This is a genomic window from Rhizobium sp. 01N447_2 (assembly GCF_056399245.1).
This window is the reverse complement of sequence record NZ_JBFTQY010000002.1, coordinates 1-23,706: the sequence shown is the minus strand read 5'-3', so window position 1 is coordinate 23,706 and position 23,706 is coordinate 1. Positions and strand designations below refer to the sequence as shown.

25 protein-coding genes and 2 pseudogenes are annotated in these 23,706 nt (G+C 61.9%); 14 read left to right on the top strand and 13 right to left on the bottom strand.

All coding sequences use genetic code 11. The features are described 5' to 3' along the window. Positions 1-164 precede the first annotated feature (164 nt). Positions 165-1,727 (top strand): glutamine-hydrolyzing GMP synthase, encoded by a 1,563-nt coding sequence (gene guaA, locus AC1ECN_RS01440; protein ID WP_477951950.1) that lies wholly within the window; start codon positions 165-167, stop codon positions 1,725-1,727. Positions 1,728-1,771: 44 nt separating this feature from the next. On the opposite strand, the gene AC1ECN_RS01435 is transcribed toward guaA, so the two are convergent. Together AC1ECN_RS01435 and AC1ECN_RS01430 are read right to left on the bottom strand one after the other, a co-directional pair. Beyond that, the gene (locus AC1ECN_RS01435) at positions 1,772-2,176 is read right to left on the bottom strand and encodes a GFA family protein (protein ID WP_018069976.1); all 405 of its coding nucleotides are present in this window, start codon (positions 2,174-2,176) and stop codon (positions 1,772-1,774) included. A 755-nt stretch (positions 2,177-2,931) separates the two neighbouring features. Continuing rightward, positions 2,932-3,603, bottom strand: a complete 672-nt coding sequence (locus AC1ECN_RS01430) for an NADPH-dependent F420 reductase (RefSeq protein ID WP_130673443.1) — start codon at positions 3,601-3,603, stop codon at positions 2,932-2,934. Positions 3,604-3,877: 274 nt separating this feature from the next. On the opposite strand from AC1ECN_RS01430, the pseudogene AC1ECN_RS01425 reads away from it, so the two are divergent. Further along, positions 3,878-4,599 (top strand): annotated as a pseudogene (locus AC1ECN_RS01425) (LysR family transcriptional regulator). Positions 4,600-4,678: 79 nt separating this feature from the next. Here AC1ECN_RS01425 and AC1ECN_RS01420 read toward each other — a convergent pair. Both AC1ECN_RS01420 and AC1ECN_RS01415 read right to left on the bottom strand, forming a co-directional pair. Then, on the bottom strand, positions 4,679-5,209 hold the full coding sequence (locus AC1ECN_RS01420) for a dihydrofolate reductase family protein (RefSeq protein WP_130673442.1): 531 nt from the start codon (positions 5,207-5,209) through the stop codon (positions 4,679-4,681). Between the two features lie 204 nt (positions 5,210-5,413). Continuing rightward, positions 5,414-6,295, bottom strand: coding sequence for an AraC family transcriptional regulator (locus tag AC1ECN_RS01415; RefSeq protein WP_130673441.1), 882 nt, complete (start codon positions 6,293-6,295; stop codon positions 5,414-5,416). A 288-nt stretch (positions 6,296-6,583) separates the two neighbouring features. Here AC1ECN_RS01415 and AC1ECN_RS01410 point away from each other — a divergent pair, with 288 nt between their 5' ends. After that, positions 6,584-7,075 (top strand): GNAT family N-acetyltransferase, encoded by a 492-nt coding sequence (locus AC1ECN_RS01410; protein ID WP_130656813.1) that lies wholly within the window; start codon positions 6,584-6,586, stop codon positions 7,073-7,075. Between the two features lie 105 nt (positions 7,076-7,180). On the opposite strand, the gene AC1ECN_RS01405 is transcribed toward AC1ECN_RS01410, so the two are convergent. The 3 genes from AC1ECN_RS01405 to AC1ECN_RS01395 form a co-directional block, all read right to left on the bottom strand. After that, entirely contained in the window at positions 7,181-7,726 is a 546-nt protein-coding gene (locus AC1ECN_RS01405; protein ID WP_130673440.1) for a YbhB/YbcL family Raf kinase inhibitor-like protein, read from the bottom strand. Positions 7,727-7,764: 38 nt separating this feature from the next. After that, positions 7,765-8,619: a helix-turn-helix domain-containing protein gene (locus tag AC1ECN_RS01400; protein ID WP_477951947.1), complete on the bottom strand. Its 855-nt coding sequence runs from the start codon at positions 8,617-8,619 to the stop codon at positions 7,765-7,767. Positions 8,620-8,895: 276 nt separating this feature from the next. Then, a complete protein-coding gene (locus AC1ECN_RS01395) occupies positions 8,896-9,867 on the bottom strand; it encodes a LysR family transcriptional regulator (RefSeq protein WP_130673438.1) in 972 nt (323 codons plus the stop codon). Positions 9,868-9,945: 78 nt separating this feature from the next. On the opposite strand from AC1ECN_RS01395, the gene AC1ECN_RS01390 reads away from it, so the two are divergent. Next, positions 9,946-10,470 carry a hypothetical protein gene (locus AC1ECN_RS01390; RefSeq protein WP_130656811.1) on the top strand — a complete coding sequence of 175 codons (525 nt, stop codon included), beginning with the start codon at positions 9,946-9,948 and terminating at the stop codon, positions 10,468-10,470. A 145-nt stretch (positions 10,471-10,615) separates the two neighbouring features. On the opposite strand, the gene AC1ECN_RS01385 is transcribed toward AC1ECN_RS01390, so the two are convergent. Then, complete coding sequence (locus tag AC1ECN_RS01385; RefSeq protein WP_130673437.1) at positions 10,616-11,518, bottom strand: LysR family transcriptional regulator; 903 nt, start codon at positions 11,516-11,518, stop codon at positions 10,616-10,618. 107 nt (positions 11,519-11,625) lie between these two features. On the opposite strand from AC1ECN_RS01385, the gene AC1ECN_RS01380 reads away from it, so the two are divergent. The 3 genes from AC1ECN_RS01380 to AC1ECN_RS01370 are packed head-to-tail and all read left to right on the top strand — an operon-like array spanning position 11,626 to position 13,699. Next, positions 11,626-11,997, top strand: coding sequence for an Atu4866 domain-containing protein (locus AC1ECN_RS01380; RefSeq protein ID WP_075225611.1), 372 nt, complete (start codon positions 11,626-11,628; stop codon positions 11,995-11,997). 58 nt (positions 11,998-12,055) lie between these two features. After that, a complete protein-coding gene (locus AC1ECN_RS01375) occupies positions 12,056-12,907 on the top strand; it encodes an oxidoreductase (protein WP_477951944.1) in 852 nt (283 codons plus the stop codon). 57 nt (positions 12,908-12,964) lie between these two features. Next, positions 12,965-13,699 carry an SDR family oxidoreductase gene (locus tag AC1ECN_RS01370; protein ID WP_024322259.1) on the top strand — a complete coding sequence of 245 codons (735 nt, stop codon included), beginning with the start codon at positions 12,965-12,967 and terminating at the stop codon, positions 13,697-13,699. Positions 13,700-13,811: 112 nt separating this feature from the next. On the opposite strand, the gene AC1ECN_RS01365 is transcribed toward AC1ECN_RS01370, so the two are convergent. Next, positions 13,812-14,375: a methylated-DNA--[protein]-cysteine S-methyltransferase gene (locus AC1ECN_RS01365; protein WP_130673434.1), complete on the bottom strand. Its 564-nt coding sequence runs from the start codon at positions 14,373-14,375 to the stop codon at positions 13,812-13,814. Positions 14,376-14,657: 282 nt separating this feature from the next. Here AC1ECN_RS01365 and AC1ECN_RS01360 point away from each other — a divergent pair, with 282 nt between their 5' ends. From AC1ECN_RS01360 to ybaK, 4 genes are all read left to right on the top strand, one after another. After that, positions 14,658-15,257 (top strand): 2'-5' RNA ligase family protein, encoded by a 600-nt coding sequence (locus tag AC1ECN_RS01360; protein WP_075225609.1) that lies wholly within the window; start codon positions 14,658-14,660, stop codon positions 15,255-15,257. A gap of 91 nt (positions 15,258-15,348) precedes the next feature. Continuing rightward, on the top strand, positions 15,349-16,410 hold the full coding sequence (locus AC1ECN_RS01355) for a succinylglutamate desuccinylase/aspartoacylase family protein (RefSeq protein ID WP_075225608.1): 1,062 nt from the start codon (positions 15,349-15,351) through the stop codon (positions 16,408-16,410). A 120-nt stretch (positions 16,411-16,530) separates the two neighbouring features. Next, positions 16,531-16,881, top strand: coding sequence for an ArsC family reductase (locus tag AC1ECN_RS01350; protein WP_130656803.1), 351 nt, complete (start codon positions 16,531-16,533; stop codon positions 16,879-16,881). Positions 16,882-16,913: 32 nt separating this feature from the next. Next, positions 16,914-17,387 (top strand): Cys-tRNA(Pro) deacylase, encoded by a 474-nt coding sequence (ybaK, locus tag AC1ECN_RS01345; RefSeq protein ID WP_130673433.1) that lies wholly within the window; start codon positions 16,914-16,916, stop codon positions 17,385-17,387. Positions 17,388-17,463: 76 nt separating this feature from the next. On the opposite strand, the gene AC1ECN_RS01340 is transcribed toward ybaK, so the two are convergent. Next, on the bottom strand, positions 17,464-17,907 hold the full coding sequence (locus AC1ECN_RS01340) for a MarR family winged helix-turn-helix transcriptional regulator (protein ID WP_075225605.1): 444 nt from the start codon (positions 17,905-17,907) through the stop codon (positions 17,464-17,466). 83 nt (positions 17,908-17,990) lie between these two features. Here AC1ECN_RS01340 and AC1ECN_RS01335 point away from each other — a divergent pair, with 83 nt between their 5' ends. Continuing rightward, positions 17,991-18,674, top strand: a complete 684-nt coding sequence (locus AC1ECN_RS01335; protein ID WP_130725935.1) for a glutathione S-transferase family protein — start codon at positions 17,991-17,993, stop codon at positions 18,672-18,674. Positions 18,675-18,805: 131 nt separating this feature from the next. Next, positions 18,806-20,059, top strand: coding sequence for an aminopeptidase (locus AC1ECN_RS01330; protein WP_075225603.1), 1,254 nt, complete (start codon positions 18,806-18,808; stop codon positions 20,057-20,059). Between the two features lie 245 nt (positions 20,060-20,304). On the opposite strand, the gene AC1ECN_RS01325 is transcribed toward AC1ECN_RS01330, so the two are convergent. After that, on the bottom strand, positions 20,305-20,898 hold the full coding sequence (locus AC1ECN_RS01325; protein ID WP_130673431.1) for an NAD(P)H-dependent oxidoreductase: 594 nt from the start codon (positions 20,896-20,898) through the stop codon (positions 20,305-20,307). Between the two features lie 2 nt (positions 20,899-20,900). Beyond that, a complete protein-coding gene (xseA, locus tag AC1ECN_RS01320; RefSeq protein WP_130665377.1) occupies positions 20,901-22,481 on the bottom strand; it encodes an exodeoxyribonuclease VII large subunit in 1,581 nt (526 codons plus the stop codon). 341 nt (positions 22,482-22,822) lie between these two features. On the opposite strand from xseA, the gene AC1ECN_RS01315 reads away from it, so the two are divergent. Then, on the top strand, positions 22,823-23,068 hold the full coding sequence (locus tag AC1ECN_RS01315) for a hypothetical protein (protein WP_018069953.1): 246 nt from the start codon (positions 22,823-22,825) through the stop codon (positions 23,066-23,068). A gap of 127 nt (positions 23,069-23,195) precedes the next feature. On the opposite strand, the pseudogene AC1ECN_RS01310 reads toward AC1ECN_RS01315, so the two are convergent. Continuing rightward, positions 23,196-23,706, bottom strand: a pseudogene (locus tag AC1ECN_RS01310) (hypothetical protein); the annotation flags it as partial.

The window sequence follows — 23,706 nt, the reverse complement described above, 5'->3', positions numbered from 1 at the left end:
CAAACCCATCGTACTTGTGAATTTTTCGCTTTTGGAAGCGTCCGATAACCGTTTTTGAATGGCAGGTGACAGGTTGGTGGGGTCGGGACAATTGGAACAATAAAAACCCGATGCCGCCGATTTCCTGGATTGCAAGGCGATGCGCTTTTCATTAAAGCCTCGCCATGACCCAGACAGCACATCCCGACTCCGTTCTCATCGTCGATTTCGGCAGCCAGGTGACCCAGCTCATCGCACGACGCGTGCGCGAGGCCGGCGTCTATTGCGAGATCGTTCCCTTCCAATCGGCCGAAGAGGGCTTCCACCGCCTGCAGCCGAAGGCCGTGATCCTATCAGGCAGCCCGGCTTCCACGGTGGACGAGGGATCGCCGCGAGCGCCTGACATCATCTTCGACAGCGGCCTGCCGGTGTTCGGCATCTGCTACGGCCAGCAGACGATGTGCATGCAGCTCGGCGGCAAGGTCGAGAGCGGCCATCACCGCGAATTCGGCCGCGCCTTCCTCGAGGTCGACAGGGACTGCCAGCTGTTCGAGGGCCTCTGGTCCTCCGGCTCGCGCCATCAGGTCTGGATGAGCCACGGCGACCGCGTCACCGCGCTGCCGGATGGTTTCGAGGTGGTCGCCACCTCCTCCAACGCGCCCTATGCCTTCATCGCCGATGAGAAGCGCAAATATTACGGCGTGCAGTTCCACCCGGAAGTCGTGCATACGCCTGATGGCGCCAAGCTGATCGGCAATTTCATTCACAACATCGCCGGCATCAAGGGCGACTGGTCGATGTCGGCCTATCGCCAGAAGGCCGTCGAGCAGATCCGCGCGCAAGTGGGCGACAAGCGCGTCATCTGCGCGCTTTCGGGCGGCGTCGACAGTTCCGTCGCAGCCCTCTTGATCCACGAGGCCGTCGGCGACCAGCTGACCTGCATCCTCGTCGACCACGGGTTGATGCGTAAGGACGAGGCGGCCGGCGTCGTCGCCATGTTCCGCKAGCACTACAATCTGCACCTGTTGCACGTCGATGCCGCCGATCGCTTCATTGGCGAACTCGAGGGCGTCAGCGATCCGGAAACCAAGCGCAAGATCATCGGCAGGCTGTTCATCGAGACCTTCGAGGAAGAGGCAAAGAAGTTCGGCGGCGCCGATTTCCTCGGCCAGGGCACGCTCTATCCCGACGTGATCGAGAGCGTTTCCTTCACCGGCGGCCCGTCGGTGACGATCAAGTCGCACCACAATGTCGGCGGTCTGCCGGAGCGCATGAAGATGCAGCTCGTCGAGCCGCTGCGCGAACTCTTCAAGGACGAGGTGCGCGCGCTCGGCCGCGAACTCGGCCTGCCCGACAGCTTCATCGGCCGCCACCCCTTCCCGGGCCCCGGCCTGGCGATCCGCTGCCCCGGCGGCATCACCCGCGAGAAGCTGGAGATCCTGCGCGAGGCCGATGCGATCTATCTCGACGAAATCCGCAAGGCCGGCCTCTACGACGCCATCTGGCAGGCCTTCGCTGTGCTGCTGCCCGTCCAGACCGTCGGCGTCATGGGCGACGGGCGCACCTATGAATTCGTCTGCGCGCTGCGCGCCGTCACCTCCGTCGACGGCATGACGGCGGACTTCTACCACTACGACATGGAATTCCTCGGCCGCGCCGCGACCCGCATCATCAACGAAGTGCGCGGCATCAACCGCGTCGTTTATGATGTGACGAGCAAGCCGCCCGGCACGATCGAGTGGGAGTGAGGGGATAGTGTGTTTCGGAGTGCTAAGGCGGGCCGCCGCCGAGGTCAGAGGTGCCGTATCTCTGCCGGCACCCGGTCCCATCGGTCGTGGAGGCCGTCGACATGGTGTATGGGCGCGGCCATCACAGCGTCCATGTCCAGTTCCTCCACACAGTTCACATTGACGTTGTAGTACTGCCGGTTCTCCGCTGGGAGGTCGACGAACTCATACGGATGGACGCCACAGCGCTTGCAGAAATAGTGATGCGCGACGTGGTCATTGAAGCTGTAGTCCTGCAGGTATTCCGCGCCGGCCAGCAGCCGCACGGCGTGCGATCCGGCCTCGAAGGACCACAGTCGATTCCTGGCGCAGATCGTGCAATTGCATTTCCAAGTGCCCGCCGCCAGGTCGATATCGGCCTCGAATCGGATGGCACCACAATGGCAGCCGCCGGTGTATGTCTTGAGCATGACTACTCCTTTCGAGTCTTTGTCGAACGCGGTCCGTGTAAATAGACACTCGCGACAGCATCTGAATAGAGGGGCACCCTGCACCGTCATGGCCACGCCCGCCCCGCCTGGTCGCCGGCTGCGGCCTCAATACGGTGGAACAGGAACCGCTCCCGATGTCTCAAATTGCAGCGGATCTGACGCGGGATGACGCCGCCTCGTTCGGCTGCAGTGATTGCGTCCCTTGTCGGTCCCCCAAAGGACGAAGACGATCGCCTCGTCTCACGTCGCATTTGCTTTTCCGCGCGGCGGCGGCGGCGTTCTTGTCGCCACTGCGCCCCTCGCAGTGGATGCTGTGATTGGAGCCAACGATTACGTTCCAATACGGCCGGCGATGCCACGGCTGAGGAGATTTACCGCGTCGTCAAGGTGGTGCTGCAGGTCCGCTTTGCCGCCGTGCTGTCGCGGACGAATGGATCGGTCACGTCGCTGCCAACACGGCACCGGGACGCGACAACATCTATGCTTCGCATCCAGGCGGCCATCGCTCTGGCGGCATCGCGCCACCCCAACCTTTGCGACTTTGTGGCCTTCAAATATTCGGTCGCGCGCTGCTCGAAGACGTTAGAGTGGTTCAACTTTTCACAGCAGCGCAGAACCGCTCTAACCTTTTGTTTTCACGCAATTCCGGACAGAAAACCGCTTCGCACTTTTCCTGGAATTGCTCTAGTACGCGCGACCAGTTCTCGGCGTCGATCACATGGGTCGTAGATCGATTACTGCTCCTTCTTGAACAAATCCTGGAAGATGAGCTGGCCCCAAGTGCGGCCGCGTGCGTGCACCAGCGCGCCACCCTCGTCGGACTTTCCCAGCTTGACGGGTGCGAAGCCGAGTTGTTTGGCCAAGTCCGCCACGGGAGCGATCGCGTCCTCGTCGTCGCTCGACAGAAAGACGACCCGGTGGCCACCCTCGACGATCGGATCGGCAGCCAGGGTGGCGGCAATCAGGTGATTGAACCCTTTCACGAGCTTGGCGCCGGTGAATGCCTTCGCGACGAAGGCGGAGGACGGGAGGCCGTCCAGCTCTTCAGGGACGGGAAATGCGTTCGTCGCGTCAATGACTGTCTTGCCTTCCCAGCTCGGCAGGGCGTTCGCAACCTCGCGATGGACGGCTTCGCCCGTGCCGGCGCTCGCGTACAGGATGTCGATCTTACCCTTTTCCCGTTTGACTATATTGAACAGGCGGTCGAGGTCGTCGAGATTGGACGCGTCGCCGCGCACACCGGTTACGTTCCGGCCAATCAGCTTGACGGCCTCGTCCAGCGATTCCTGTCTCCGGCCCGTGATGAAAACATAGGCGCCTTCTTCAACGAACCGCTTGGCGCTCGCCAGCGCCATGCCGCTCGACCCACCCGTGATGACTGCAACCTTACCTTCAAGCTTTCCCATGACTTCTCCTTACAGGCTCTGCCTTTGGTCATTCGGGGACACCCCCGAGACCGTCGAAATGGGTCCGCCGGCATCAGTTGTTGAGTGCGGAAGCGCGCACATCGGTGGTGCAAAATCGATCCGCCGGACGACTGATGCCAGCCGCGACGATCGGTGTCCGCCGTTTGGAATCGGGCCGTCCTTGCCTACATAGGTTATGATGACCGCCCGCACTGCTGTACGACGCGTTAGATACTGGCTTGGGAAGGCGCACCGCGCGGTGCCGGATTGCACCATGATCGACTGGGATGACATTCGCTACTTTCTTGCCGTGGCGCGCGGAGGCTCGGTGCGGGCTGCCGCCGGGCGTCTCGGGGTCAATCACGCGACCGTGCTGCGACGCATCGCGCAGCTCGAGGAACGCCTCGGGGCGCAGATGTTCGAAAAGCTGCCTTCGGGCTACCGCCTGACGGCTGCGGGCGAGGAGGTCCTCGAGCTCGCGAACCAGATGGAAGCGATCTGACCAACCGGGAGGCCGACGTGGCGATCCKCGTCGTCTACGACCGCAAAACCCTGCCGCTCAATCTTCACGGCGTGAAGGGACCGGAGCTGTTCGGCGGCGTCTACATGTCCTGCAATCGACTAGCCGCTTGGCGTGCGGGCGCGCCTGATCCCATCCGGTGGATCGTCATAAGCATTCATGGCATTCCGGATTGGGCCAGCGAGGGTGAGGTTCGCACCACGGGGGTTCCATTCAGGACCACGGACGGCGAGGCGCAGATCGTTGCTGTACGGCAAGGGCTCGGGATCACGACACTGCCCTGCTTCGTCGGAGATGCCGATCCCCACCTGTTGAGGGTGCCGGGCATCGACCTGCACATGTACGGAACGCTCTGGCTTCTCACACAGGGGGAGACACGCAAGACGAAGCGCGTGCGGCTCTTCACGGAGTTCGTATCCCGCAGGCTCGCCGCATACGCTCCGCTTCTCGCGGGGCTGCCCATATCGCGCGACTGACGCCCGGCAGGTCGCCGGCGACGCCTGCCGTAATCCGGTCGGAAGCCGCGCTGCGATTTTCATCTGGCAAGTCGCGAGATCAAGCAGGCACGTAGGTCAACCTGATCACATCCTCGCCAATCCGGTCATGAGCCATCAGGCGGAGCGGCGGCCGGGGTCCGGCGAAATATGGCTTGCCGTGACCGATCACGACGGGGTGCAGGTAGATTCGATACTCATCGATCAGGCCAAGTTCGGTGAGGCTTCGCGCCAAATTGGGGCCGGCAACTTCGATCTCCCCGTCGCGTTCCGCCTTCAGCTCGCGGATTGCAGCCTCAAGATCTTCCCCAACGAGCCTGGCATTGGGACCGACCGACGTCAACGAGCGCGAGACGACCCATTTCGGCTGGTTCCGCCACGCCGCCGCGAAGGCCTGTCGCTCTGCATCCCATTCAGGATGTTCGTCGTCCCAGTAACGCATGACCTCATACATCTGGCGACCGTACACACTGCCCGCCTGCCGCTGAGCCTCTTCGATGAAGTGGCGGAAGAGCGTCGGGCCTGGCGCAAACGCCATATGATCGACGTAGCCGTCCAGGGACTGGTTCATTCCAAACACAAGTTTACCCATACTCACTTCCTTTCCTTAGACGGCATTTCCGCACAGGTCTGCTTGCATAATGCAATCGGTTGGAAGTTAGCTCAACTGATTTCATATCGCAATTGGTTTTGCGCATAAATCCGCGACCTGATGGTCGCCAACCGGCCGGCCTGGGGTGGACAACGGCCTGTCCGCTTCCAGCGATCAGAATGGACAAGCCGTCATCACAGGGCGCTATTTCAGCGGCAGAAACAACTCCGCCACCGCCTCATGCTCCGCCACTTCCGGGAAGAAGCTCAGCCGCTGGCAATAGATCGGGAAGTCGCGCGCTTCCTCGCCGCTGGCCGGAAGCCAGTCGCGATAAAGGTAAAGCGCGGCGGGCTCCAGATTGTCGGCGTTGCCGACGACGCGCAGCACCGCGCAGCGTCCGCCAGGGATCTCGCCAGCTTTGATCTTTTCGCCGTTCGCCTCGATCGGTTGGTCGGTCCCGACACAAAGGTCCACGCTATAATCGGCAGGCGACTGAGGACGCCGCTCGGATCGCCAGACGTTGAAGGTCGGACTTGTCCTGGGGTGCAGGCCAGCGGCCTTGCGCCACGCGATGAACCGCTGGATGGTGGCGCGGAGCGTCGCAGGGTCGCCCCGATGCTCCATGATCGCCACCGGCGTGGTGGGCACATTGCGAATTATCACGTCGTCAGTGGTAAGAGTCTTCTGCATGAGCTTGCTCCTTGCATTGTCGAGAGGCCCGAAGGCGGCAAGCCACGGCTCCCACTCGGGAGACTTCCGGAACGACGAAGGCGATTGCCCGAACCGTTGCCGAAAGGCGCGGGCGAAGGCATCCGGTGCGTTGTAACCGGCATCCATCGCTATATCAGTGACGCGTTCTTCGTCCCTGTAGGCCAGCCGGTATGAAGCGCGCTTCATGCGGGCAAGCTGGATATAGCGATGCACTGACAATCCGAAGGTCGCCATAAACTGCCGGTGGAAGTGAAACTTCGAGAAGGCTGCGACGCCGCTTACAACGTCAAGATCGAGATCGTCATCGAGGTGCCGATCGACATAATCCAGCACTCGTTGCATTCGCTCATGATAGTTCCGAAGCGCTGCGGTCATTCGTCTTGGTCTCCGTGGCAGCTCAAACTAGATTCCTTCGGCAACGCAGCGCTCGACCGATCTTGCTGTTTGGCATGGATCAGCCGGCGTGCCGCCCGATCGGAGCATCTTGCGATCCTCGCCCGGCACTGTTATTCGCATTTCCTTCTTATAGGAGAATGCCTTTGTTTGCCGTCGCAACGATCCAGAACTCACCGGCTGCGGCGGTAGGGATGAAGGCGCACGGCATCGTGACCGAGAGCTGATCCTCGCTCTATCGCTCGGCCTTAGCGCGCCCAATGCTGGCGCATGTCTAACGTCGAGAAGACTATGATCATCGAACTAACCACTAATAATTTCGAAGCGCTGCTGAAGGGCATCGCGCCTCGAAATCTGCACCTTGTCCAAGACAGCGCCATTGCGCCTCCTGAAGTACTGGCGATGTTGAACCGCCTCGCGGCTGACATAGGCGCAGAATTTTCGCCGTCGGCCTGGATGATCGTGGAGGATGGCGAGATCGTCGGCCTCTGCTCCATCGTTCGGGTTCCACAAGATGGAAACATCCATATCGGCTATGGGGTTGCGCCTTCACACCAGGGTCGTGGATGCACCACGCGGGCCATAGGTCAGTTGCTGGAGTGGGGGCGAAACGACCCTCGCGTGGCCCTGATCTCCGCAGAGACCGGGGTCGACAACATCGCGTCACAGCGTGTTCTTGAACGCAATGGCTTTGTCCAAATCGGCGAGCGGGTCGATGCTGAAGACGGACCGTTGATCTGCTGGCAAGCAATGACTGCCTAGGTTTTATAGGCAGAGAAGCCCGCATGGGAAACGGTCGGCCGAGGTTCAGTCACCTCGGCCGGCCGTTGTCATAAAGGGAATGACGACTACGATCCGAAGCCGGCTTCAGCGGCCGTAGGTGACCTCGACGGAGGCCTTGGCGAGCGTATTGGCCCTGACATAGAAGCCAACCATGGCAGCCGGCGCGGTCTCGGGAAGCGGGAGCTTGTCGACCGAGAGCGCGTAKACGGTGAACTGGTAGTGGTGCGGCTGATCGCCGGCCGGCGGGCACGCGCCGCCATAGCCTGACATGCCAAAATCGGTGCGACCTTCGACAGTGCCTGCGGGAAGCTTTTTGCTACCGCTGGCGCCGGTGGCGATCTCCGAGGCATCTGCGGGAATGTTGAACACCGACCAATGCCACCAGCCCGAGCCTGTGGGAGCATCCGGATCGTAAGCCATGATGGCGAAGCTCTTGGTCGCCTCAGGAGCGCCCGACCAGGTCAGCTCCGGCGAGATGTTCTTGCCGGCGCAGCCGAAGCTGTTGAAGACCTGCGCATCGGTCATGGACTTGCCGGCGATCAAATCCTTCGAGGTGAGCTTCATTTCGGCCTGTGCGGCCGTCGCGCCAAAGACGGATGTGGCGAGAAGTACTGCTGTGATAAAACGCATTCTGTTTTCCTGCGGTTGATTATGCAGGAAAACTATCGTCACCGAGCATGTGCATCTGCCCCGCTACGCTCAACTTCTGCCCCGATCCGCTCAAAACGCTCGGAGCCGCCCMTCACATGGCGTGGATTGACGCCAAACCGCTCTTTGAACCGCGCCGCGAATTGAGACGGTGAATCGTAACCGACCTCAAGCGCAACCTGCGCCATCGGCAGGGTAGTGGTCTGGATGAGGCCCAAGGCGCGATTCATCCTTGTATCGCTCAAGATCTCACTGAAGCCGGTATTCTCCGCAGCCAGCTTACGCCTGAGCGTCGCTTCGCTCATGTTGAACGAGCGCGCCGCGTGCCCCAGCGTCCAATCAAAGGCCGTATCACTTTCGATCATCTGCCGCAGCCGGTCCTCGAGCCGAGGACTTTGGCATTGACCCAACACCGCTCCACAGAGCGCAAACCAGGTGATCAGTTCCATCAAGCGAGCCTTGGCAATCGCGCCGGGAAGCCTCGTCAGATTGCCGGGCTGACAGCAATAGTCAAACAATGCCTCGGCTTCCTCCGGCAGGCTGGAGGTGCCTGCCGGCACAGGCCTCGATGGAACAGCGATCGATCCCATTCTGATATAGGCTTCCTCGAAGAGCGGTCGCGGAACGGGAAGCGCCAGGGTCTGATACTTCTGCGGCGCTTTGGGAATGTTCTCCATCGTCAACGGTCTGTAGTCGGGCAGCAAGCCATAGGCGCCCGCCTCGAGGCGCAAAGCCCTGTCATCTGCCATGACAATCTTCGTTCCCGATTGCACCTGTATCAACAAGGGGCTCGTATTGACGAGACGATAAAAACAGGCCCGCCCACCCTGGCGGATCAAGGCCCTGGTCGGAATGGGAAAGACCTCGTCGAGCATATGTTCTCCGACAACAGGATGGATGATCGTGGGGCTCCGGCTGCCGGGCCGTGAGACTGCAGTCATGATCGGTAGAACCGGCATGAAGACGCCCGCCTCGCCCCACCGATCCCTTGAGGATCGGGAATATCAAAACCGCGTGTGATGGGCAATCTTGAGCGTCATCTAGGCGTTCGAAATCAATGGATGCGGCATTATCTTCGCAACAACGGTCGCCTCGTATCGTTGATCTGCTTCACAAAGTGTTTGGATCTATTCTGGTCAGCGCTTTCCACCTCAGCGCATTTTCGTGGCTGGTGTTTGCGTGTCATCGATGTGAATTCGGGGTTTGTCGCCAGCATCCGCCCGGCCTTTCACGTGATCGATAAAGGCCCGCAGCTTCGGCATCACTTGATGGCGGCTGGGATAGTAGAGGAACACACCCGGCGCCATCGGGGCGAACGCCTCCAGGACGCGGACGAGTTTTCCCGCCTTCACGGGTCCGGCGGCGATTGGCTCCGGCACCTGCGCAAGCCCCATATCTTCGACAGCGGCTCCCAGCATGGTGGGGAAATCATGGGCGATCAGCGGGCCGGAGACGACAGCCTCGATCGGGTCTTTGCCGTTGACAAACGACCACGGCGCGATTGAGCCGTTCGAGCGGCGCATGCGGATGCAGGCATGCTGACGCAGATCGTCGATACGCTCGGGCCGCCCTCTCCGGCGCAGATATTCGGGGCTGCCGACGACCACCAGCGGGAAGGACGGCGTCAGCCGGACCGCGACCATGTCRGCTGCGATGAACTGGCCGAGCCGGATACCGGCGTCAAATCCCTCGGCGGCGATATCGACCAATTCCTCATTCGCGGAGACCTCCACCTCGACCTCGGGAAAGGCCTGGCAGAAGGATGCGATCAGTGGCTCCAGCAGGATCGGCACCACTGCCGGCGGCACTGTGAGACGCAACAGTCCAGCCGGTCTCTGCCCGAGCTCACGCGCTACCGCGCTTGCGGCGACCAGTTCCTCGAAAGCGGGCTTTGCGCGCGTCAGGAACCGCTCGCCGGCTTCAGTCAGACCGACACTGCGCGTCGTGCGGATGAAGAGCACTGCGCCGACACGCTCCTCAAGAGCGCGTACGGCCTGGCTGATTGCCGATGGGGTCACTCCGAGTTCGCCAGCTGCCCTGCGAAAACTACGGTGCCGGGCAACGCTCAGAAACGCCTCAACGCCATCGAGCGCGCCTTGCCTGACTGTGAAGTTCTGCTTCATACCGCATCGATATTATCGCGAATAGTCGACCGCGGGAAGCGGGCGTACATCTGGATCCCACAAATCAGGAGTGCCCCGATGTCGACGGAATCCATCTTCCAAACTCATCTCGTCCTAGGCTATGTCGCGTGGCTGATTTGCTTCGGCGCCTATATTCTGCCCTGGCTCACGTCGATGGACAGGGTCAGGGCGCACCGCGCGATCGCCACTCTGCACAGCTTCCGCTTCTTCGGGCTCGTCTTCCTTCTCCCAGGCGTCGTCGGTCCCAACCTGCCCGCCAGCTTCGCCACCTTCGCTGCCTTTGGCGACCTTGCGGCCGGGCTGCTCGCCGTGCTGGCGCTCGTCACGATCAGGATGCGTCCGGTCTTCTGGCTGTTCGTCGTCGCCTTCAATCTCGTGGGAATGGGCGACCTCGTCCTCGACTACTATCACGCGATCCAGGCCGGCCTTCCCGCGCGGGCGGGGGAATTGGGCGCCGCATATGCGATCCCGATCATTTACGTGCCCCTGCTGATGATCACTCACGTCTTCGCATCCTATTTGCTGCTGCGCCCTCTGGCTAAGGCAGCTCGGGTCCTCACTGGCGAGGCGGCAGTATCTTAAACTCCGCCATCTCAGGCGTCGCACCTCGCGATCGAAGATCGCAACTGGAGAGGCGTTCATCGCGATCGTGTGATGACGCAATTATTTGCCGCAGGCTTTGAGATAGGCCGGCAAGCCTGAACCAGTTCGTTGCCAGAAGCACGGATCACATCTGGCGCCCGTCAAATCTCCGCACATAATCGACCAATGCGCGCAGCTTCAGCGGCTGTCGCTGGCGCCTGGGATAGTAGAGATAGAAGCCCTGGAAGGGCGGGCAGAAGTCCTCCAGCAGCGGCACGAGTTCGCCCCGTTCGATATAGGGCTGGAAGGTCTCCACCATGCCGAAGGTGATGCCTGCTCCCGCGCAGGCCATGCGGATCATCATTCCCATGTCGTTGGTCGTAACAGTGGGATCGACGGAGACGTCGAAGTCGCGATCATTCTCGGTGAACTCCCAACGATAAGGCGCCGTATCCGGGCGTGGCCGCCATCCGATGCAGGCATGACCCTGCAGTTCGCGGGGATGGCGGGGATGGCCGCGGCGCTCGAGATAGCTGCGGGATGCCGCCGCGCATTGTCGCTGCTCTTCGGAGACGGAGATCGCGATCATGTCCTGTTCGATCACTTCGCCGAGCCGGACACCCGCGTCGAACCCGGCTTCGACGATATCGAATTCGTCATCGGTGATGGTGATATCGAGTTTGATGTCGGGGCAGGCTTCCATGAAGCCGGCCAGCAAGGTGCCGGACAGGAAGTTCTCGGCGATCGAGGAAACGGTGATCCGCAGCAGGCCGCTCGGGCGCGCCTGCATTTCCCTTACCGTCTGCATCGCATCCTTGACCTGGCGGAGCGATGGACGAACCGCGTCGAAGAACACTTCGCCGGCTTCGGTCAGGCTGACGCTGCGCGTCGTGCGCTGGACCAGGGCGACTCCGACCCGATCCTCGAGGCGCTGCAGGGCCTGGCTGACGGCGGAGCGGGTGACGCCAAGCCGCTCGCCGGCGAGCCGGAAGTTCCGCGCCTCCGCCACTGCAAGAAAGACTGAAATGCCTTCGAGATCGTCGACCATTGGTTAGCATTTCTAACCAAGGCATCCTGGATTAGCAACTTAATCGTCGCAGATGGGCACGCTATCTTTCAAGTCGAGATCAACGCAAGGCTTCGAAAGGCAAGGCAATGCGAAGGATTTTCAAAAGCCCGGTCCTGCAGCTTTTCACGGCGGTCACTCTGGCTGGCACGGCGACCAGTTCGTCCGCCACCGATGCCGTGAACGACCGAGATCAGCAGCAACAAACAAGCGAGAACACGATGCAGCAACATCCCTATGTCGGCATGTGGGTAACGGATGATGGCCGCGTCCGCCACGAACTTCTGCCCAATGGTCGTTACGACGAAGCCCGTGGCAGCCGGGAAAGCGCCTACCGGGGACGCTACGACGTCACCGGAAGCCACATCGAATATTGGGATGACACGGGCTTCACAGCCGACGGCGATTTCGTCGACGGCGATACCCTCCATCATGGCGGCATGGTGCTTCGGCGCAGATGACGTGCCGCCTGAAAGGCAACACCACACAGGAGAAGGCCGCGTTTGCCGGCCGGAAAGGATGACGATCATGTCTTCCCCAACACCCATCTGGTTCATCACCGGCGCATCGTCCGGCCTCGGCCGGGCACTCGCCGAAGCCGTGCTGGCCCGTGGCTGGCGCGCCGCCATGACGGCGCGCAGACCCGAGACCCTGGCAGATCTCACGGCAGAGCACAGGGACCGCGCGCTTGCCCTTGCACTCGATGTGACGGACAGCAAGGCCATCGCCGGCGCAGTTCGTGACGCCGAAACGCATTTCGGTGCGATCGACGTCCTCGTCAACAATGCCGGCTACGGCTACCTCTCGGCGATCGAAGAGGGCGATGATGCCGAGATAMGCGCCCAGTTCGAGACCAATGTCTTCGGACTGATCGCCGTCACCAAGCAGGTTCTGCCGGGCATGCGCCGACGCCGGCAAGGGCATATCTTCAACGTCTCCTCACTTGGCGGGCTCGTCGCCTTTGCCGCAACCGGCTACTATCACGCCACCAAGTTTGCGGTCGAAGCCCTATCGGAATCGCTTTCCCATGAGGTCAGGCCGCTCGGCATCGATGTGACGATCCTCGAACCCGGCGCCTTCCGCACGGATTGGGCCGGCCGGTCGATGGTCGAATCCCGCACGATCATCGAAGACTATACCGAAACATCCGGCAAGCGACGCCAGGCCACCCGCTCGATCTCCGGCAACCAGCCGGGCGATCCCGCGCGCGCGGCAACCGCGATCATATCGGCGTTCGAGGCGGACGAACCGCCGCTGCGCCTGCTGCTCGGCGCACCTGCGCTGAAGTTCGCCTGCGAACGGCTTGATGCGCTGCGCGCAAACTTCGACGCCTGGGCGGAGACGACGCTCAGCGCCGATTTCCCGAGCTGAATACCAAGAAAACCCTCAGCCGCATCGCCAGGCGAGCGGCGTATAATGGAGCTCGAAATGTCTGATATCGAAGGAAAAGTCATTGCCATCACCGGAGCCAGCAGCGGCATCGGAGAGGCGGCGGCAAAGGTGCTGGCTGCCGCAGGCGCCCATATCGTGATCGGCGCCCGCCGCACCGAGCGGCTGGAGGAACTCGCCGGCGACATCGCGGCAAAGGGCGGGTCGGTGCGCCTGCGACAGCTTGACGTCACCGATCGTTCCCAGGTGGAGGCCTTCGCAGGCTTTGCCAGGTCCGAATTCGGCCGGCTGGACGTCATCATCAACAATGCCGGCGTCATGCCGCTGTCGCCGCTCGAGGCTCTCAAGGTCGAGGAGTGGGACCGGATGGTCGACGTCAACATCAAAGGCGTTCTCTATGGCATCGCGGCGGCGCTTCCGATCATGAAGGCGCAGGGATCAGGGCAGATCATCAACCTGTCTTCGATCGGCGGCCACAGCGTCTCGCCGACGGCGGCCGTCTATTGCGCGACGAAATTCGCGGTGCGGGCGATCTCGGACGGATTGCGGCAGGAGACCGATCGTATCCGGGTGACCGTCATCTCTCCCGGCACGACGACATCGGAACTGGCCGAGACGATCACCGATCCGACCGCGCGGGACGCCATGAAGGCTTTCAGAGCGATCACCATCAGCCCCGAGGCCATCGCCAATTCGATCCTCTACGCCATCAGCCAGCCTGACGACGTCGATGTCAGCGAGATCATCATCCGGCCGACAGCCAGCCCGCATTGATCGGCTGAGACCCTGCCAAAGCAATTCCAGCAAAAGTGTTGAGCGGTTTTGCCAGGCAAAGCGCGAAGCGATTTTGCCGGGAATTGCGGAAAACGAAAAAAGCCTCCGCCGCCTAAAACCCCAGCGACTGCTGGGCGGGCAGCGGCGGGGCGAGGTTGACGCCTTCGAGCTCCAGCATCCGGGCCTTCGATGACGAACCGCCGGGCGCGGAGAAGCCGCCGATCTTGCCGCCGGCCGCAAGCACCCGGTGGCAGGGGATGATCAAAGCGACAGGGTTCTTCGCCATTGCCTGGCCGACGTCGCGGGCGGCTTCCGGCCCGACGCCCAGCTCCTTGGCCAGCGCGCCGTAAGTGGTGGTGCGACCCCAGCCGACACGCCTTGCCGCCGCATAAATATCCCGGAAGAAGGCATCCTGGCCGGCAAGATCGAGTTCGACGCCGGAAAAATCCGTTTCCTCGCCCCGGAAGTAGCGCTTCACGGCGGCGACCGTCTCGAGCACTGCAGGCGTCGGCGCGCCGGGTTCGGCATCCGGCAGGCGGCGCAGCAGCAGCCGTTCGGTCGCTTCCGCTGACTTGGTCGGCAGTTGGAAGCGGGTGATGCCGGCATCGCTCCAGGCGATGCCGCAGAAACCACCCGCGGTTTCGAAGATGAGATAGTGGTGTATGGTCTCAGCCATGACACAGCCTCCGCGTTTTCAATGACCCTCAAAATCGTATGGGACGGCCGCTGTTTCAACCCGTTTCTTGCGCGCGCCGGGCTTCCAGGAAATATTGTGGTGCGCCCCTGCATTGTCGACCGACTATCCACTTCACCCGGTCTTGAGCGACGGTCCGGACAAGTGTGACCCCGAGCATGTCGGGAAATTATGTTCTCTTTTTGTTCTTGCTGTTGCTTCCTTGCAGAGTATCTTCGTCGCGTTTTGAAAACGACGAGGCGGGTCATGACGACCTGAAATTCTATGAACCAGATGCCCCTCGACTTCGGAGACGACAAAAATGGTCGCGGACGGCGAAACGAAAGCTACGTCAACGGACACCGACTTTTCTTTGCGCTCTGCCCTCCTGATGCCATCGAGCAGCAGGCGGCCGCAATCGCCGATGACTATCGTCGAGCCTTCTCCCTTTGCGGCATCCCGCGCCTGACGACATTGCATGTGTCGATCATCTGGGTCGGCGACTATCCGAAGCTGCCGGAGGATGTGGTCTTCGCGGCACGGCAGGCCGGCGCCACGGTCGAGAGTGCGCCGATCGCAATGACCTTTGACCGGATCATGCGATTCCCGCAGGCGCGAGCGCTTGTGCTTTGCGGCGAGGGCGGACGGAAACCGCTCACCCGGGTGCATGTCCAACTGGGCGTCGGCATGCACAATGCCGGATTGCGGCACAATATCAGCCGCGATTTCACGCCACATATGACGCTGCTCTACGACCGCAAAGCCATGCCGCCGACGACCCTCGACACACCCGTTTCATGGACGGCGTCCGAATTCCTGCTCATCCACAGTGTTGTCGGAAAAACCGAACATCGGATTATCGATCGCTGGCCACTGCTCGGTTAAGGCAGGCTGACGCCCTTGGCCGCGGCTTGCGCTTGCCCAGCTTCTGCGCATAAAGCTCGTTCAGGTGTTGCACACGGGAAGCGAAATCAGCATGGACGTTTCAGAGATCATCATCCCCGGCGATACATCGGGAACGGAGTGGCGGCTGCCGGTGCTGCGCTTTAAGGGCGGCGATCCGAAGGCGCCGAAGACCTATATCCAGGCGGCACTGCATGCCGGCGAGCTGCCTGGAACGGTGCTGCTGCATTTCCTTTGCGAAAGGCTGCGGCAGGCAGAAAACCAGGGAGAGATCGCGGGCGACATCACCATCGTGCCGCAGGCCAATCCGATCGGTGCGGCGCAATCGCATTTCGGCGAATTGCAGGGCCGTTTCGACTTGGGTTCGCGCACCAATTTCAACCGGGACTTTCCGCTGATCTCCCTGGCCGATCGCCCGACGCTGATCAAAGACCTCGATGATTACCCGGCTACCGACAGATTGAAGCGGCAGCTGCTGCATTTGGCGCTCGGGGCGGATCTCGTGCTCGACCTGCATTGCGACGATGAATCGCTGCAATATGCCTATATCGACGAGGCCTTCTGGCCGGAGGCGGCCGATCTCGCCGCTTCACTCGACATGGAGGCCGTGCTGCTTTCGGATGGCGAAAGCTCGGCCTTCGAGGAGGCCGTCGGCTTTGCGTGGAAATATGGCGTTCCCGGCGAACGCCTATTCGAGCTGCCCGGCAGACTCTCCGTCACCGTCGAGCTGCGCGGCAAGCGCGACGTCGATCCGGTATTGGCGAAAAAGGACGCCGACGGGCTCTGGCGTTTCCTCGCGGCACGGGGGATCGTCAGTGACGAAAAGCCGGCGGCAACGGCGTTTTCCGGTCCGGCCGTGCCGCTCGACAATGTCGAGATCATCCGCGCTCCGGAAGGCGGAGCCGTGCTTTTTCATCGCAATATCGGCGAGAGGATTGCGGAAGGCGACCTTCTCGCGACGATCATCACCCGGCCAGGACAGCCGGGCGGCAGCATCGAGCTCACCGCACCGCAGGATGGGCTGATCCTGACGCGAACATCCGACCGGCTGGTGCGACGGCGCGGCGACCTGATGAAGATCGCCTGCGACGAACCCAGCAAGGCTTCGCGCAAGGCCGGCACGCTGGAGAATTGAGCCACAGGCCGGCTTTGTCTGCCTCGATGGTCGACGCGCTCGGGGGATAAAACGTCGCACGGCGTTTGCGCCGGCCTTCGTGCATGTTATCTCGCGCCATCACAGGGAGATCGATCGGGCATGGCCATCACCATCTATGGCATCAAGAATTGCGACACGATGAAGAAGGCCCGCAACTGGCTGGAAGAACACGGCGTCGCCTATGAGTTTCATGATTACAAGGCGCTCGGTATCGACCGCACCCATCTCGAAGCCTGGATCGACCAGGCCGGCCTCGACACCGTGCTCAACCGCGCCGGCACCACCTTCCGCAAATTGCCCGATGCGGAGCGCGAGAACCTCACCCGGGAGAAAGCGATCGCGCTGATGCTCGACCAACCGTCGATGATCAAGCGGCCGGTGCTGGAGGCAAAGGGGAAATTGCTGATCGGCTTCAAGCCGGAGATTTACGCCGGTACCTTCGGCGGCTGACAGGCGGCCGAGTGAATTCACGAGGGAAAGAGATGTCCAAGACCACGCGCGCGACACAGGTTCTTTCGCAGGCGGGCATCGCCTTCACGGTCTATACCTATGACTACGACCCCAATGCCGAGCGCGTCGGGCTGCAGGCGGCAGAAGCGCTGGGCGAAGCGCCGCATCGCGTGCTGAAGACGCTGATGGCGGAGGTGGACGGCAAACCGGTCTGCGTCGTCGTGCCGTCGGATCGCGAGGTCAGCATGAAGAAGCTCGCCAGCGCCTTTCACGGCAAATCGGCCAACATGATGAAGCCTGCCGATGCCGAACGGCTGACGGGCTATCATGTCGGCGGCATCAGCCCTTTCGGCCAGAAGAAGACCGTGCCGACGGCGATCGAGGAGGCCGCGCTTGGCGAACCGCTCGTCTATATCAATGGCGGGCAGCGCGGGCTGCAGGTGCGGCTCGATCCGAAGGATGCGTTGAAGGCGCTGAAGGCTGTCGCCGCGCCGCTGATTGCCTAATCAGAGCATGATGCCGAAAAGTCTGAGCGGTTTTTCCGACGACATCATGCTCTCACTCTTCAATTGAGAACAGGATTCAGAGAAAGCGGTCGAGCAGGCCGGCGATCGCCTTCGCCTCGTTTTCGGCAAGCTTGCAGCCGATATGAGTGTCGATCGATTTGGCATAGACGATCCACATGCGCTCGCGAAGCTTTCGGCCGGCATCTGACAGCACCACCCAGCGGCCACGTCCATCCTCGGCGAAGACCTCGCGCCGGACCAGGCCCTCCCGTTCCAGCCGGTCGAGCAGGCGGGAAAGATTATACTGCGCCAGCAACGTCCGCTCCTCGATCTCGTAGGGGCGCAGCTTGCCGTCTTGCGAGCGCGCCAATTCCCACAGCACGTCATACCAGGCAAGCGGCGGCATGCCGGCCATTTTCAGGTCGGCTTCGATGGCGCCGAGCAACCGCTCTCGGGCGCGCATGATGCTCGTCCAGGCAGAGGTGACCGCTTCGCTCGGATTCGACGGTTTTTCAGACATAAATGCAGTTACATCTATCTTGAATTTCGCCGCAAGCGCTATTAGATGCACCTACATCTATCATCCTTGCCAAGGAGACCCCCATGAGCAAGCTTACCCTCGTCAGCCATCATCTCTGCCCCTATGTGCAGCGCGCCGCGATCGCGCTGCTCGAAAAGGGCGTGCCCTTCGAGCGCATCAACATCGATCTTGCCGACAAGCCCGACTGGTTCCTGCAGATCTCGCCGCTCGGCAAGGTGCCGCTGCTGCGGATCGAGGAGGAAGACGGCAGCCAGGCCGTGCTGTTCGAAAGCAGCGTCATCTGCGAATATCTGGAGGAAACGCAGCCGGGCGTCGCGCTGCATCCGAAAGACGCGCTGACGCGTGCCCGCCATCGCGGCTGGATGGAATTCGGCTCATCCGTGCTTTCCGATCTCTGGGGTTACGAGACGGCGCAGGATGCCGCGCAACTCGAGGCCAAGCGCAAGTCGCTTATCTCCAAGTTCGCGACTGTCGAGAACGTGCTAACGGATGGGCCGTATTTCGCCGGCAACGACTTCAGCCTCGTCGACGCTGTCTTTGCACCGGTCTTTCGGTATTTCGATCTCTTCGACACGCTCGGCGACAGCGACATCTTCGAAGGGCTTGAGCGAGTGACGCGCTGGCGCAAGGCTCTCTCCGAGCGGGCAAGCGTCAAGGCCGCCGTTGGCGAAGACTACCCGCAGCGGCTGATGGAATTCCTCGAAAAACATAACTCGATCCTGCTCAGGCTGCCTGCCGCCGCTTAAAGCCCGCCCACCCAGCCGGCCGGACATCTAATCCGGCCGCTTCAATTCGGCAGTGGAGCGCTTCATTTTCGCCGCAAACGGGTCTAAGTCTTCCAGCCTCCCACCGTCGATGACAGAAGGCAGGTTGAACCATGACTTTCATGCCCCAGAGCCAGAACACCGTTGATCCCGTCAAGCTGGAAAAGCTTGCGGAAGTTGCCGTCAAGGTCGGGCTGCAGCTGCAGAAGGGTCAAGATCTGGTGATCACGTCGCCTGTCGTGGCGCTGCCGCTCGTTCGCCTAATCACCAAGCACGCTTATAAAGCCGGCGCCGGGCTGGTGAGCGCCTTCTATTCCGACGAGGAAACGACGCTGGCGCGCTATCAATATGGCAGCGACGAGAGCTTCGACCGCGCCTCCGGCTGGCTCTACGAGGGCATGGCCAAGGCCTATGCCAATGGGGCGGCCCGTCTTGCGATCGCCGGCGACAATCCGATGCTGCTGTCCGAGCAGGATGCCGGCAAGGTCGGCCGCGCCAATCGCGCCAACTCCACCGCCTATAAGCCGGCGCTGGAGAAGATCTCGAATTTCGACATCAACTGGAACATCGTCTCCTATCCCAACCCGTCCTGGGCCAAGGTGGTCTTCCCCGACGATCCGGAACCGATCGCCATCGCCAAGCTCGCCAAGGCGATCTTTGCCGCCTCGCGCGTCGATGTCAGCGATCCCGTCGCCGCCTGGGCCGAGCACAATGCCAATCTTGCCAAGCGCTCCGCCTGGTTAAACGACGAGCGCTTCGCCTCGCTGCATTTCCAGGGACCGGGCACCGACCTGACGATCGGCCTCGCCGACGGGCATGAATGGCATGGCGGCGCGTCCACCGCCAAGAACGGCATCACCTGCAATCCGAATATTCCGACCGAGGAAGTGTTCACCACGCCGCATGCGATGCGCGTCGAAGGCCATGTTTCGAGCACCAAGCCGCTTTCGCACCAGGGCACGCTGATCGACAATATCCAGGTGCGCTTCGAAGGCGGGCGCATCGTCGAGGCCAAGGCCTCGCGCGGCGAAGAGGTCTTGAACAAGGTGCTCGATACCGATGAGGGCGCGCGCCGGCTCGGCGAGGTGGCGCTCGTGCCGCATTCCTCGCCGATCTCGGCCAGCGGCATCCTGTTCTACAACACGCTGTTCGACGAAAACGCCTCCTGCCACATCGCGCTCGGCCAGTGCTATTCCAAATGTTTCCTCGATGGCGCGACACTGAGCCAGGAGCAGATCAAGGCGCAGGGCGGCAATTCCAGCCTGATCCATATCGACTGGATGATCGGCTCTGACAAGGTCGATATCGACGGCATCAAGCCGGATGGCTCGCGGGTTCCGGTGATGCGGCAGGGCGAATGGGCCTGAGCAGCATCCTCGTGCGCTGACTGAGCCAACTGCCGAAAAGCACCATGGCCATTGCTGGAAGCGGCGCGGCGGCCAGCCCCGTTCTTCGAGACCCCCGCGGGGCGCCTCCAGGATGAGGCTGGCGCGTGCGCGTGCCTCAGGTGATCCTTCGAGGCGATGTGGATCACGCCTCAGAACAAAATCGCGCAGCCCGGCAGCATGCTCTGTTGAACGCAAACCCGCTGCACACTTTTGCTGGAATTGCTTTAGCGGATCGCCGATAGCAGCTTGCGCACGCGATCGAGATGCGCCCTGCGCTTTGCATCGGTGGCCCGGTCCATGTCGTGCAGGCTGAGCATGCGGAAATTCAATCCCTTCGAGCAGAAGGCGGCGATGCCGCGCTTCAAGAGCCGGCGCACCGGATCGCCCATATAGAGACGCACCAGCCACCAGGGCGAGCCTGTCGTCGTCAGCGCATAGAACAGCCTGATATGGGTCAATTGCGGCACGATACGGCCGGCGGCAGCATCATGGCTGAAGGCAACGCCGGGGGCGAAGACACGGTCGAAGAAGCCCTTGAGGATGGCGGGGAAATTGAACCACCATTGCGGAAAGACGAGAATGAGGCCATCGGCAGCCTTCAGGCGGGCGACGATATCGGCAACGGCTGAGGTATCGTAGGGGTGGTCGAAATAGCCGCCGCGCTCAGCCTTCGAAAGACGCGGATCGAAATCTTCGCGGTAGAGATCAAGCAGGTCGACCACGTGGCCTGCCGCTTCCAGCGCGTCACGTGCGGTCCTTGCCACGGCAGCGGCGAAACTATCCTCCAGCGGATGGGCAAGCACCAGCAGGATCCGCATCGTCAGAACAGGCTTCCCTGCTTCGGCGGTTCTGCGGATTTTGCGCCGCGCTTCTTGGCACCGGCCGGCGGTGCGCCGCCTTCCGTGGTCATGGCGCCGACACGACCGTCGGCGAATTCGATGGCGATGCCCGTGCCGGCGGAGAGCTGGGCAGCCTGCGAGACCGGCCTGTTATCCTCATCGCGAATGACGGCGTAACCGCGCTTCAGCACATTCTTATAGGAGAGCGACTGCAGCACGCGGTCCTGCGAAGAAAGTTCGGCGCGCGCACGGGTCAGCTGGTGGCGGATCGCCGTATCGGCATGGCGCGAAAGATTGCCAAGGCGTTCGCGGCCGCGGTCGGTCTGCGTCTTCAGCCGGGCAGGCAGCGAGGCGAGGATTGCCTCGGCGCGGTCGACGCGCGATTTCGATCGGTCGATCAGCCGTTCGACCATGCGCTCGGCCCGGGCCATGCGCTCGTTCAGCGTCTGGCGGCGCTCGGCAATGCGGCCGGACAGCAGATCCGGGCGCAGATGCGCGGCGACGCGCTCGAAGCCGCGACGCTTATTGATGGTGTTGAGCTCCAGCCCGCGGCCGAGACCGGTCGCCGCCTCGTCGAAACGCCGGCGCGGCAAGGCGAGAAGCTGATCGAGCGACGGCAATGCCCGCATCAGAGCACGCACCGACTGGCGCCGCTGATCCATCTGCCGGTTCATGCAGCCCTGCAGGCGTGCCGCAAGAGCGGCGGCCTGCGCCTCGAGCTCCGCCTTGACGGGCACCGCCATTTCGGCAGCCCCTGTCGGCGTCGGCGCGCGGACATCGGCGGCATAATCGATCAGTGTCCAGTCGGTTTCATGACCGACGGCCGAGATCAGCGGTATTTCGCTTTCGGCCGCGGCACGCACGACGATTTCGTCGTTGAAGCTCCAGAGATCTTCCAGGCTGCCGCCACCGCGCGCGACGATCAGCACATCCGGGCGTGGGATGGCGCCTGAAGGTTCCAGCGCGTTGAAGCCGCGGATGGCGTTTGCCACCTCCTCACCGGACCCTTCGCCTTGAACCTTCACCGGCCAGACGAGGACATGCACGGGAAAACGATCGGAGATGCGGTGAAGGATATCGCGGATCACGGCGCCGGTCGGCGAGGTGACGACGCCGATGACGCTCGGCATGAAGGGCAGCCGCTTCTTGCGGGCGGGATCGAACAGGCCCTCGGCGCCGAGCTTGCGCTTGCGCTCCTCGATCAGCGCCATCAGCGCGCCGGCGCCGGCCGGCTCCAGCGTCTCGATGACGATCTGATATTTCGAAGAGCCTGGAAAGGTGGTGACCTTGCCGGTGGCGATGACTTCCATGCCCTCTTCCGGACGGAACTTCAGCCGCGAGAAGGTGCCCTTCCAGATGACGGCATCGATGCGGGCGCGATCGTCCTTCAGCGCGAAATAGGCATGGCCCGAGGAGTGCGGCCCGCGGTAACCGGAGATCTCACCGCGCACGCGAACCTGGTCGAAGGCGGTTTCGACGGTGCGCTTGATCGAGCCGGAAAGCTCCGAAACCGAATATTCGGCAAGGTTGGTCGGCGAATCGCCGTCGAAGACGTTGCTCATCCCCTCTTTCTATGTCCATCCGCTGGAAACAGGAAGGGTGGCAGGGGCTTTGGGATCGGTTTTCCCAGCCGTTGAAATCGTTGTGGGAGGCGTTCGTCGCCACTGCATCAAGCGCGCTCGTCTCAACGCATCCTGCACATGCACTCGTTGCAGCCGGGCGAACAAACAACAAAATCGAGTAAATCCGTTTTGTTGCGGAACGGATAGTTAGATTGTGCGTTTTACCCGAAAGGGATTGCTAACCACCGCAATACAAAGGCTTTTCGGCGAGGACCGCCGGTAAATCTTTGTTAGTTGGCGCTTCCTATGCTTCCCCTCGTTATCTCTGGGAAGGTGCTGAAATGATTATTCTCACAGCAGCAGCATTGGGCATCAGCGCCGGGCAAATGCGCTCGGCTGGCGTGATCGCGTTGGTCGCCGCGTTGATCGGAATGACATTCGCGCTGGCGGCGATAACCTCGCCCGGCCCGGTGTCCCTTCTGGCATTCGTCTATGCCGTGCTCGGCTATAATGGCGGCCTCATGCTCTTCGTGATCGGGCTCTATGCCAATCAGCGCCTTCGTCGCGCCACGCGTGTCTCGCACTGATAGCGCGTCGCGATCTTTCAGATCGCTCCTCGCGCTTTAGGTCCTTATCTCAAACGCATGCCGTTATCGCCAAACCGCCGCATAGTTTTGCGCGACATGCTTTATTCCATCTTGAAATTAGCCGGCGTCAATTCGTCGCCGGCCGATAGCGAAAGAACTGCACGCCCACGTCCGCCGCCTTCGGAAGCGGTTCCAGATAGGGCGGAATATTCCCCTTGCCGAGCTGCGCATAGAGGCCATCCGGCTTCAGCTTGGCGATCTCGCGCGTCTGCAGGTCGCCGGGGCAGAAGCCAAGCGCCGTCACGCCAGTCCCCTTCAGGAAGGCTTCCGCCTCCTGTGGCTCCGCCATGCCGATATGCAGTTCAGTCAGCATGCCGCCCTGATTGCGATGATAGGGCGCGGAGAGAACCCGGTTCTGCGTGAAGCGGAGGATCGGCACGCCCATTTCCGATGGCGCGGAGATCAGTCCGGCCGGTAGCCCGGCGAGCGGCGCCAGCGCCGCTTGCGATGTGCAGGAAATTTCCTTTGCCGGCTTCGCCGCCTTCTTCTGCGCAGCATTCTCCATCTGCAACGAGATAAACCCGCCACCGACGGCCCAGGCGGCCGGAGCACTGGCGAGCACGGTCACGATATAGACG